This window comes from Acinetobacter sp. YH12236 (genome assembly GCF_013417645.1).
In the GTDB taxonomy this organism is placed as follows: Bacteria; Pseudomonadota; Gammaproteobacteria; order Pseudomonadales; family Moraxellaceae; genus Acinetobacter.
Map to the genome: position 1 here is coordinate 1 of NZ_VPDM01000009.1, position 11,888 is coordinate 11,888.

8 protein-coding genes are annotated in these 11,888 nt (G+C 43.0%); 2 read left to right on the forward strand and 6 right to left on the reverse strand.

Translation table 11 applies throughout. The features are described 5' to 3' along the window. Window positions 1-157: 157 nt before the first annotated feature. A complete protein-coding gene (locus tag FTV14_RS05570; RefSeq protein WP_005232211.1) occupies window positions 158-1,684 on the reverse strand; it encodes a fumarate hydratase in 1,527 nt (508 codons plus the stop codon). A gap of 777 nt (window positions 1,685-2,461) precedes the next feature. On the opposite strand from FTV14_RS05570, the gene FTV14_RS05575 reads away from it, so the two are divergent. Continuing rightward, window positions 2,462-2,701 (forward strand): DUF2171 domain-containing protein, encoded by a 240-nt coding sequence (locus FTV14_RS05575; RefSeq protein ID WP_166136309.1) that lies wholly within the window; start codon window positions 2,462-2,464, stop codon window positions 2,699-2,701. A 307-nt stretch (window positions 2,702-3,008) separates the two neighbouring features. On the opposite strand, the gene pta is transcribed toward FTV14_RS05575, so the two are convergent. From pta to FTV14_RS05590, 3 genes are all read right to left on the reverse strand, one after another. Further along, on the reverse strand, window positions 3,009-5,147 hold the full coding sequence (pta, locus tag FTV14_RS05580; RefSeq protein WP_180053496.1) for a phosphate acetyltransferase: 2,139 nt from the start codon (window positions 5,145-5,147) through the stop codon (window positions 3,009-3,011). Between the two features lie 54 nt (window positions 5,148-5,201). Continuing rightward, entirely contained in the window at window positions 5,202-6,425 is a 1,224-nt protein-coding gene (locus FTV14_RS05585) for an acetate kinase (RefSeq protein ID WP_180053497.1), read from the reverse strand. Window positions 6,426-6,831: 406 nt separating this feature from the next. Then, window positions 6,832-8,097 carry a glutamate-5-semialdehyde dehydrogenase gene (locus FTV14_RS05590; RefSeq protein ID WP_180053498.1) on the reverse strand — a complete coding sequence of 422 codons (1,266 nt, stop codon included), beginning with the start codon at window positions 8,095-8,097 and terminating at the stop codon, window positions 6,832-6,834. A 324-nt stretch (window positions 8,098-8,421) separates the two neighbouring features. Here FTV14_RS05590 and FTV14_RS05595 point away from each other — a divergent pair, with 324 nt between their 5' ends. After that, window positions 8,422-9,759, forward strand: coding sequence for an alpha/beta fold hydrolase (locus tag FTV14_RS05595; RefSeq protein WP_034703230.1), 1,338 nt, complete (start codon window positions 8,422-8,424; stop codon window positions 9,757-9,759). A gap of 30 nt (window positions 9,760-9,789) precedes the next feature. On the opposite strand, the gene FTV14_RS05600 is transcribed toward FTV14_RS05595, so the two are convergent. After that, window positions 9,790-10,653: a class I SAM-dependent methyltransferase gene (locus FTV14_RS05600; RefSeq protein WP_180053499.1), complete on the reverse strand. Its 864-nt coding sequence runs from the start codon at window positions 10,651-10,653 to the stop codon at window positions 9,790-9,792. A gap of 123 nt (window positions 10,654-10,776) precedes the next feature. Next, window positions 10,777-11,799, reverse strand: coding sequence for a beta-N-acetylhexosaminidase (gene nagZ, locus FTV14_RS05605; protein WP_180053500.1), 1,023 nt, complete (start codon window positions 11,797-11,799; stop codon window positions 10,777-10,779). Between the last annotated feature and the right edge of the window lie 89 nt (window positions 11,800-11,888).

Below are 11,888 nucleotides of genomic sequence, written 5' to 3' on the forward strand. Positions count from 1 at the left end.
AATGGAAAAATCTAAAAGGTATGTTTTACCGAAAAAAAGAAGTAGAAACTACCCACGAGTTGTGAAAGGGAAACCACAGAAATACCCAAAAAAATGCCAGTCAATCTCTTAACTGACTGGCATTACCCATTAAGGGTGCTTTTTTATATAGCTTAAATTAACCCGCAGCAGCGTCAACTACTGGAATTTTGCCAATTTTCGCTTGCCAGATTTTTGGAGCAGTCGCGTGTACAGATGTACCATTTACGTCAACTGCTACAGATACAGGCATATCTTTCACTACAAACTTGTAGATCGCTTCCATACCCAGATCAGCAAATGCAACCACTTCAGCTTCACGGATTGCTTTAGATACGAGGTATGCAGCACCACCAACCGCCATGAGGTAAGTCGCTTTGTTGTCTTTAATTGCTTCAACAGCAGCAGGACCACGGTCCGCTTTACCGATCATGCCATAAAGACCAGTTGCTTCTAATACCTGACGAGTGAATTTATCCATACGAGTTGCAGTTGTTGGACCTGCAGGACCTACAACTTCGTCACCCACTGGATCAACAGGACCTACGTAGTAGATGAATTTGCCTTTTAGATCAACAGGGAGTTCTTCACCGTTGTTCAGCATGTCTACCATACGTTTGTGTGCAGCATCACGGCCAGTATAGATTGTACCGTTTAGAAGCAGCGTATCACCTGGTTTCCAAGAGTTCATTTCTTCTTGAGTGATGTTGTCTAGGTCAACACGTTTAGAAGATGAAGAATCCCAAGTGACTGATGGGTAGTCTTCAAGGCTTGGTGCTTGAATATGCGCAACGCCTGAACCATCAAGTGTGAAGTGTGCGTGACGGGTTGCAGCACAGTTCGGGATCATGCCGACTGGTTTGCCCGCAGCGTGACAAGGGTAATCTTTGATCTTGATGTCTAGAACAGTGGTTAAACCACCAAGACCTTGAGCACCAATGCCCAATGCGTTTACTTTCTCGAAGATTTCGATACGAAGTTCTTCAAGTTTGTTTTGTGGGCCACGACGAAGCAATTCGTCCATGTTGATCTCTTCCATCAATGCTTCTTTTGCAAGCATCATGGCTTTTTCAGCAGTACCACCAATACCGATACCCAGCATACCAGGAGGACACCAGCCTGCACCCATAGTTGGAACAGTTTTTAATACCCAGTCCACGATTGAGTCAGACGGGTTCAACATTGCCAGTTTAGATTTGTTTTCTGAACCGCCACCCTTAGCAGCAACAGTGATGTCTACTTTGTTACCTGGAACAAGTTTGTGATAGATCACAGCAGGCGTGTTGTCTTTGGTATTCTTACGGCCAAAAGCAGGGTCAGCCAGTACAGAGGCACGAAGTACGTTAGAGTTTTCAAGATAACCTTGGCGTACACCTTCGTTGATCGCATCGTCCAGGCTCATGGTTAAATCAAATTTAACGTCCATACCCACTTCAACAAATACGTTGACGATACCAGTATCCTGGCAGATAGGGCGGTGGCCTTCTGCACACATGCGTGAGTTAATTAAGATTTGCGCGATCGCATCTTTCGCAGCTTTGTTCTCTTCACGGTCGTACGCACGGCTCATCGCTTGGATGAAGTCTTGTGGATGATAGTAAGAAATGAACTGAAGCGCATCTTTAACCGATGTGATCAAGTCATCTTGCTTGATAATAGTTGTCATACAAATATCTCTTGAGCGGGCTGTTAGCTAGCGGGCTAAATTATAAGACAAATGAATCCGGTTGTGGGCGTTTTGCAGGGACATTGGCCAAAAGTTTATAGTTTAAGCAATAAGGCATATGACTTTGGCTGAAAGATTGGTTAAAAATGACAGGTTTTTGTCATATTTACTGTCATATTTCAGCTTAAAATTTATTGGAATATAATTAAATATATTCTAAATATATGATTTTTATTAATTAATTAAAATTATGAAAATTTCATCATTGTCATATAACTGTCATAAAACTTTTACATAATGCGCTTATCAAATGAATGATGAGTTTTCTTTATGACCCTGACTAGTGTATTGATGGTAATTGCTTTTAGTCTTTATATCGCTGCTACTTGGTTCTACGGCCAGAAAGAAGATCAAGCTTAAGCTTTATCTTCTTTTTTACATTTTAAGAGCTAAAAAATTAGCCTATCTTCAAATCTTCAAATCTTCAAATCTTCAAATCTTCAAATCTTCAAATCTTCAAATCTTCAAATCTTCAAATCTTCAAATCTTCAAATCTTCAAATCTTCAAATCTTCAAATCTTCAAATCTTCAAATTACCTTAATAAAAAAACAATATTTCAATCATCTTGGCCTTGCCACAACACGCCTGTGACACAGTTATTTTTCTTCATTACATTATTAACCCAGAAAAACCCAAAGCCTGAAAACCCTTACACACAACCAATTTTTTAGGGCTTAGACTGAGGTCTCTCAACTTCTATAAATAGGGCAATTGGAATGAGTAACTTTAATACAAATGACATCAAAGAACATGCTTCAGTAATTGCTTCAGATGGTACTCAAGTTGGTAAAGTGGATCATTTAGAAGGTCAGGACAAGATTAAATTGACAAGAAGTGATGACGAGAATAATGAGCATCATCTGATTCCGGTCAGCTGGGTAAGCGAAGTGAAAGATGACAGCGTGATCTTGAATAAAACAGCAGAAGATGTGCACAAAGAATGGACCACGGTATAAGCATGATCGTTGCCTGACTTGTTCTGGTTTGGCTTAAATAGTCAAACTGGATGCAAGCTTAAATAGGCACTCTGATCTGTTAAAGTGGTAAATGCCAGCCTGTTCGGCTGGCATTTATTTTGTATCATCAATCTTTTTATTTTAGTTTTATTTACTCATAGCGCGGATTAAGAACCTGCATAATTTTTTGAGCTAGACGATCTGTAGATGATAAATACTCCAATGATTATTGAGAAAGTTTGTAAAATAGATCAATAAAAAACCACCCGATCTTTTGACCAGATGGTTGTGGAGTGATTAAAGAAAATTAACTAGCTTGCTGATCAGCCTGAATCGCAGTTAAAGCAATGGTAAATACAATGTCATCGACCAGCGCACCACGTGACAGGTCATTCACCGGCTTATTCAAGCCTTGCAGCATTGGACCGACACTCACGACATTTGCTGCACGTTGTACCGCTTTATAAGTGGTATTACCGGTATTTAGGTCAGGGAAGATAAACACATTGGCACGACCAGCCACTTGTGAGTCTGGTGCTTTTTGACGGCCTACACTTTCAACTGAAGCGGCATCATATTGAAGTGGACCATCAATCAGCAGATCAGGACGACGCTGTTTAGCAATCTCTGTCGCTTTCGCCACTTTTTCTACGTCTGCACCTGTACCCGAAGTACCAGTAGAGTAAGAAATCATGGCAATACGTGGATCAATGCCAAAGGCTTTTGCGGAGTCAGCAGACTGAATTGCAATTTCAGCCAGTTGTTCGGCATCTGGATCTGGATTAATCGCACAGTCACCATAAACATAGACCTCATCTGGCAGCAGCATAAAGAACACAGAAGAAACCAGTGAATATTCAGGAGCTGTCTTGATCAACTGGAAAGCAGGACGAACGGTATTAGCAGTCGTATGTACTGCACCAGAAACTAGACCATCCACCTGATCAAGTGCCAGCATCATGGTGCCGAGTACCACAGTATCCTGTAACTGTTCACGCGCCTGCAATTCATTGATTTTGCCTTTACGCAGTTCAACCATTTTCTCGATATAATTCTCGCGAATCAGGTCTGGATCAATAATTTCAAGATCGTGCGGTAATTCAATATTGCGTGCTTTAGCAACTTCAACCACTTCTTCCGGTTTTGCCAATAAGATACAGTGCGCAATCCCGCGAGATTGACAGATCGCAGCTGCCTGAATGGTACGTGGCTCATCACCTTCCGGCAGCACAATACGCTTTTTCGCAGCAATCGATTTTTGTACCAGTTCATGACGGAATGCAGAAGGAGACAGACGTGGCTTGTAAGAACCATTGATTAGCTGTGCGATCCACTCTTCATTTAAGTGACTGGATACAAAACGGGTCACCTGTTCAGCGCGTTCAGTATCATCACATGGAATTTCATTGCTTAAATTGGCCAGACTTTGGGCAGTTTCAAAAGTGCTGAGTGGCGTATGCAAAATAGGCAGACCATGTTTGATTGCTGTCTGGCAGAATTCCAGTACCGCTGCATTTGGCTCATAGTGTTCAGTCAGCACCAGTCCTGCCAATGGAATGCCATTGCTGCTCGCCAGGCTACTTGCCAGCAAGACATCAATACGGTCTGATGCACTGATAATCAGCTCGCCAGCCAAAAATTTATGTAATTCATGCTCAATATTGGACGCAATTAAACTGCTGTGTAAGACACGGCGCTGCTTTGCTTCACCCAAGTTCACCCAGTCTGCTGAAATATGCGCTGCCAGGTCAGAAATACGTGGCACACTTAAAGTATTGCTGAATGGAACTAGACCAATCACTGGAAGCTTTTCAGAACCAATATGGGCATGGTTTTTTTGAATAGCTGCTATAAATTTATTGGTATCACTAATCAGGCGTAATCCAGGATCAATGGTCACCGGGATTTGTGCAGAATCTTCTGGTAAGCCTTTGGTGCGCATAAATAATACGCCAGCCATACGGGTAGAAGAGGACCCACCCAGATAACGTAATTGGCTTTCAACTTTTTCAGCTGCCACTTCAGGCTGGTTGATATCAGCATTGCTGACAATGATGACTTTGGCATCTAGTGCCTGTGCCAAGGCTGCATTAAAGCTTGGCGCAAAGGTATCGCGGCTATTTGGTACCAAACCTTCAACAATAATCAGGTCGTGATTTTTGGCAATCTCACGATGCAGGCGTACTGCATCTTCAAGCAATTCATCTGTTTCACCCAGATTAAAGCGCTGAATCAGACTTTCATAAGCAATCGGTTCAACGGTTTCACTTTGGGATAAATGACGATAGAGTGCTGTAGTGCGATCTGTTTCCTGACTTTTTTCCTGTGAAAAAGGTTTCACAAAACCTGCTTTTACCCCTTGGCATTCTAAAGCATATACCAAACCTAAACAGGCTGAAGTCAAGCCGACGCCTTCCCCGGTCGGCACCAATAAAATCGTTTTCATAAGTAATATCAGTCGCGCAATAATAGAAATTAGGTAAAAGGGAACCGGGCTTGCTTATGCAAGCGCAGCTTCAGGTTCAGACTTTTTTGCAGTGGCTTGCTCCACTTCATGCTCTACCACATAATGAGTTTCTTTCGCGATTCGGCCTTCTTCATCAGTCGGGACTACCCAGATTTGTGGGCCTGTACCGTTATCGATCCGGCCTTCAGTACCGCGTTTCAAACTGCTATTAGCGTCTTTATCCAGGTTGAAACCGAAATGTGGTAAATAAACCATGGTTTTTTCACGGATATACGCCGAGTTTTCACCAATACCACCGGTAAAGAACAGACCATCAATACGTGGCAGACCACAGCTTAAAGCAGCTAAAGATTTCGCCAGACGGTAGCAGAATACTTCAATCGCAAGAGTCGCATCTTCACTACCTTGTTCTGAGGCTTCAATCAGGGTACGCATGTCATTAGACAGGTTGTCAGACAAACCAAGCAAGCCACTTTCTTTGTTGAGCATCTTGTCAATTTTATATACATCCCAGCCTAGGTTTGCAGCCAGGAAGCTATGCAAACTTGGATCGACATCACCACTACGGGTCCCCATCACCACACCTTCAAGTGGCGTCAGACCCATTGAGGTATCTACACTTTGGCCATTCCATACGGCACAGGTCGAACTACCATTACCGAGATGAGCTGTTAACCAGCCACCTTGCTTAAAGCTGCCCGCCAGTTCAGAACCGCGATCTGATACATAAGCATGGCTGGTACCATGGAAACCATAACGACGTACGCCATATTCGGTATAAAGGAATTTAGGCAGCGCATAACGGTAAGCATGTGCCGGCATGGTTTGATGGAAAGCTGTATCGAATACTGCGACTTGTGGCAAATCTGGGAATAAACGTTTAGTCGCTTCGATCCCGATCAGGTGAGCCGGATTGTGTAAAGGCGCAAGTGGAGTTGCTTCGCGAATTTTTTCAATAATTTCGTCAGTAATCAGTTCAGCTTTGGTCAGACTGCCGCCATGTACCACACGGTGACCGATCGCATCCGGCTTATAGTTTGCCAGACGCTCTAAACCTACTTCTAACGCTTTTTTATGATCTGCAAAAGGAATATGAATATCGACGGGTTCATTACCGACAGTCACACCTTTAATACGGGCATTTTCTGTGCCTAAGTTCTCAGCTAAGCCGTGAATACGGAAATTCTGTTCTTCAAGCAATAGGGCAAACTTGATTGAAGAAGAGCCACAATTAATAACTAATACTGATTTAGACACGATTGTTTACCCGATTCTAATTAAAATTCTCATCCATTTCGTTGACCTGTCTGCTGGCAAAAGCGACACAAGATAGGTCTGTGATCATGTTTTAACATGGGTTTTTTTACTGTCCTAGATAGACTTTAGCCGATTAGACTTAAGCATTATCGACCATAGCGACAATAATAATTAAAATTTATCAGTTCATAGTTTTCATTTATAAATAAAATACTGCTAAAAAATGATCTATTAAACTGTAACTTATATTTCTTAAAAATAATGTTTATTTATTCTACCTTTTAGGTATGGATATGAAGAAATTATATGCAATTTTATAAAGGCTGCATATTTACTTGAACATGTCTTTTATTCATCTAATGCATAAAAAATCAGCCTTGCGAACAAGGCTGATTTTATTATCTATTTACTGGCGAATCTGACCATCGCCGAAGACTACCCATTTCTGGGAAGTCAGGCCTTCTAAACCAACCGGGCCACGGGCATGAATCTTATCCGTCGAAATACCGATTTCCGCCCCTAAGCCATATTCAAAACCATCGGCAAAGCGGGTAGAGGCATTGATCATGACTGAACTCGAATCTACACCAGCTAAAAATTCACGAGCGATGCTGTAATTCTCAGTAATAATTGAATCAGTATGATGCGAGCCATATTTATTGATATGTTCAATGGCTTCCTCAACACCCGATACGATTTTAACTGCCAGAATCGGACCCAGATATTCGGTGTACCAGTCTTCTTCTGTTGCGGCAACTACCTGATTGCCCAAGATACGCTGGGTTTCACGACAACCACGAAGTTCCACCTGTTTTTCCTGATACAGCTCAGCAATTCGAGGCAGGAAATCTTCAGCCACTTTCTCATCAACCAGCAAAGTTTCCATGGCATTACATACGCCATAACGATGGGTTTTGGCATTTAAAGCAATTGGCAGGGCTTTGAGCAGATCAGCCTGTGCTTCGACATAGACATGGCAATTCCCGTCCAGATGTTTAATCACAGGCACACGTGCCTCTTCAGTAATGCGTTCAATTAAGCCTTTACCACCACGCGGTACGATCACATCGACATATTCAGTCAGGGTAATCAGCTGGCCAACTGCAGCACGGTCAGTCGTATTAATCACCTGAACTGATGCTTCAGGTAAACCTGCCACTTTTAAGCCATGCTGGATGGCAGTTGCAATGGCCTGGTTAGATTCCAGAGCTTCTGAACCGCCACGCAGAATAATCGCATTTCCAGATTTCAATGCCAGTGAAGCAGCCTCCAGAGTTACATTGGGACGCGATTCATAAATCATACCCACTACGCCCAAAGGCACACGCATCTTGCCAAGCTGAATCCCTGTAGGACGGTAAGCCATATCAGTGATTTCACCAATTGGATCTTTCAGGTTGATCACATCTTTCAGGCCCTGTAACATACCTTTAAAGCGTGCGGGGTTGAGTTCTAAGCGATCAAGCAGGGCACTATCCAGATTGTTCTGGTGAGCTTTATTCATATCAATCTGGTTAGCAGCCAGAATAGCTGCCTGGCTGTTTTCTAAAGCGGTATAAATTGCTGACAATGCGCTGTTTTTAGTTTGGGTAGACGCACGAGCCAAAATGCGAGAAGCCTGGCGTGCCTGCTGTCCTACCGTTTGCATGTATTGTTCAATAGACTCTTGCATAGCGGTTCAATCACTTAGAAATTTCACTTTGATATTAACAGTCTGATGCCGGACAATGAAGCCCATCACTTAAAAATCATAAGCTTTTCACTGTTTCTAAACATTTTGAAATTGTTTTATCTTTAAAAGCAGATAAGTGGTTGTCGAATCAGTTGCTTGTGAAAAGCCGCTCTGTATAGAATGAAATGTAGCGACATAGATGTCATTGATATAATTACTACAGCGCAGGATGCGTGTTCAGGATAATCGGAATAATCCTGAAGCATAAGATCTGTAAATAATGACTTGCACAATAAAAATAAGGCAAGGACGGAGGAAAGGAATATGAATTCCATTATCCAGATGGATGCCCAGGCATTGGACCAACATAGCCATTACGGTTTTTTTGATCTTTATGATAAGCACAGTTTCAAGCAACCAGCACGTACGACATGGATCGATGGCTGGAAAATCGAGTATATGGCCATTGCGCGTCCTGATACTTTGCATATGCGCCCAATGGTGATTATTGGGGGAGCTTTTCAGAACTTTAATTCTTACAAATATTGTGTAGAACAGTTATTTGATGCGGGACCTATTATTTTAATTGATTTACCTTCCATGGGGGCCAACCAGCAAATTACTAACGTTGATACCGGCTTATCTGCAGGAACACTTGAACTGGAAGATCTGGCAGCGATGCTAGGCCAATGGCTGGAGCAGATGCAACTGCCTAAGGTGGCTATTCTAGGGATGTCTTTAGGTTCAGTGGTGGCTTCCTGCCTGGCAGATCAGCGTCCTGAACTGGTAGACCGTATGATTTTGATGGGTGTAATGCAGAAAACCCGCAAAAGCTGGCGCATGCTGCTGGAAGAATCTTTGCATTTAATGAAAGAACAGCGCATGGATGAATTCGGCCAAGCGGTGATTCTGTATCTGGTCAATCATGCACGTTTAAAGGAAACTCGCATGTCGCCAACAGCAAAACGGTTGTTCTTTAAGCAGATGTCAGAATTTACAGCGACAGAACAGGACCGCTATGACATCAACTGTAACCGTCTTTTAAGACTGACCAATGTACCGATTCCTCAATGCAAAGTTTTGGTGGCTTGCGGGCAGTATGACAGCTTTACTTTGCCGCATGAAAATGCCAATTTTGCCCTGCAATGTCCAAACATGCAGTATGTGCAGATCGCTTCTGCAGATCATGTGCCTCAGTTACAGCGCCGTAAAGAAACCATGCATCTATTTGCAACTTTCCTGCGTGATGAACCGGTTGATCAGCTCGAAGGTATTATCCCGTTCACCCGTGAACAGATGCAGCAGATCGAACGACGTGGTGAAGAGCGGATTACGGTTCAGGATCCACAGCGTTATTTAAGTCATCGCCATTCTGATCTGGTGCTCAAGGCAGAAATTGTCGATATGAACTTCTTTGGGGTGTTGCTTGAATTAGAACCTGGATTAACCGATCAAGCAGCAGCTTATCCACGAGATTTGGCTTTACATCTGGAAGATGAAGAAGGTGAGTTCAAGATCGAATGTCTGATCTTCGAACATGATGACACTCAGTTACGTGCCTTGTTCAAGCATGGCAGTTTTGATGTAGCAGAGCGTTTATTACGCTTTGTCCAGAAAGAGAAAGCAATTCAACAGGCTGAAGTATTCGATGCAGTCATCTAAAACAATAGAATTCATAAAAAAACAGCGTAATTAAACGCTGTTTTTTTTCACCGCATGAATCATCCAGACTAAATCGCCCAAATGTTCATCCTGTTCATAATGAAGACTCTGCTGTCGAGGTTCTGCAAAATAACGTTGTGGTTGTTCGACCTCCACCTGCATAAACCCAGCTTGCTGAAAAAACTGCTGTAGTTCTTGGGGTGATTTAAAATGAAAGGTGAATGCACTGCGTGACATGAATTTTAGCAGACGGCTACAAGCCCAGATAAAGCTTGCCAGTTTATTTTTGACTGGTTCAGGATAAATATCACTGAGATAATGCACTTCACTAAAGCCTTGACCATATTCGGTAATGCCTTTGAGTAAGGTAAACAGCATTTTTTGATCAAAGTAATTGATCAGGCCTTCACTAATAATAACGAGAGGTTGCTGCGGGTCAAAGACTTTAAAAATATTCGCCAGTTCTGCACTAAAAATATCGGCACTCAATACTTCCGGGGCATCCTGATCAATCTGCTGCAAAGCATTGGTTTTGATCCTGGCCATATCGGGCAGATCTAGCTCCCGATAATTAATCCCGGGAAATTTCTGTCTAAAATTCCAGCTGCGTGGGGATAAGCCACTGGCAATTTCCAGTACCTGTAATTGAGGATATTCACTAATTAACTGACCTAGGTGTTCGTCAATCATTTGATGACGCTGTTTCAGGGTGGTGCGCATACTGCCGCCTACATGACGCTCAGCCCATGACTCCAGTGGATGAACCAGTTTGGCAAGGAATTTACCTTTAGAGGTAGCAAATACCGGATGTGAAATCCCCATTTTGTACCAGATATAGCCAGTATAGTGTGCAGTAAAAGAAATATGGCGATGTTGTGAAAGAGATTCTGTCATGTCGTCCTGACCTTATTGTTGTTTTAATTCAATGCTGCTCATCAATATAGCAGTCTTTTCAACATGATAATAAAAAAGGAACACCTTGTCGTGTTCCTTTGTCGTATTCAGATCATTAAAAAATTACAGAACCTGATCTTTAAACTGGCTGATTTCATCACGGATCTGGCGCCATTCATCTCCAAGATCCAGTTCAGTGCCGATCTGAATCTCTGGAATTTTTCCGCGCATGCGTTCCAGGCGCTGCTGATTGGGCAATGGCAGATCCTGAATGCCCTCAAGTGCAATACACTGTGCTGCGCGATCATTACAGACTAATCCCATATCACAACCTGCTTTTAATGCCGCCTGAATACGGGCATCGGCACCGCCAGCCACACAGGCAGCCTGCATGCTTAAATCATCCGAGAACAGTACGCCGTCGAAGCCAAGTTCTTGACGTAACACTTTCTGAATCCAGAATTCTGAGAAACCGGCTGGATTTGGATCAACCTGACTATAGATAACATGGGCAGGCATAAGCGCATCGAGTTGTGATTTTAACTGGATAAAAGTCTGCATATCCTTTTGCTGGATTTCTTCATAGCTGCGCATATCAATGGCAGCGGCCACATGCGAATCTGCTTTAACCGAACCATGTCCCGGGAAATGCTTACCGGTCGAAGCCATGCCAGCACGTTTCATACCTTTCAGAAAAGCACTAGCTAGTGGAATAATATCCTGAATATTTCTGGCAAAGCTACGGTCGCCAATCACATCACTAATATCATTCAGATCTAGTACAGGCGCAAAACTGAAGTCAATTCCGACAGCCAGTACTTCAGTCGCCATCAACCAGCCACATTTCTCGGCCAGTTCCAGCGCTTTTTCACGATCCGTCTGATAAAGCTCACCAAATTTGCCCATGGCAGGCAGCAGGGTAAAGCCCTGTTTCAGGCGCTGTACCCGGCCACCTTCCTGATCCACCGCAATCAGAATATCTGGACGGACCTGACGCATATGATCAGTCAAAGCGCGGACTTGGGCAGGAGATTCAATATTGCGACCGAATAAAATCACACCACCGACTTGTGGTGCACCCAAGAGTTCAATATCTTCTTGAGTAAGGGTAGTGCCTGCGATGTCGAGCATCAATGCGCCAATCATATGCGGAATCCATTTTAGAATTTTCGGGGAAAACAATACCTGAATTCTGCAATGATTTGCTACACTTTGTCAGCACAGAATATGATAAA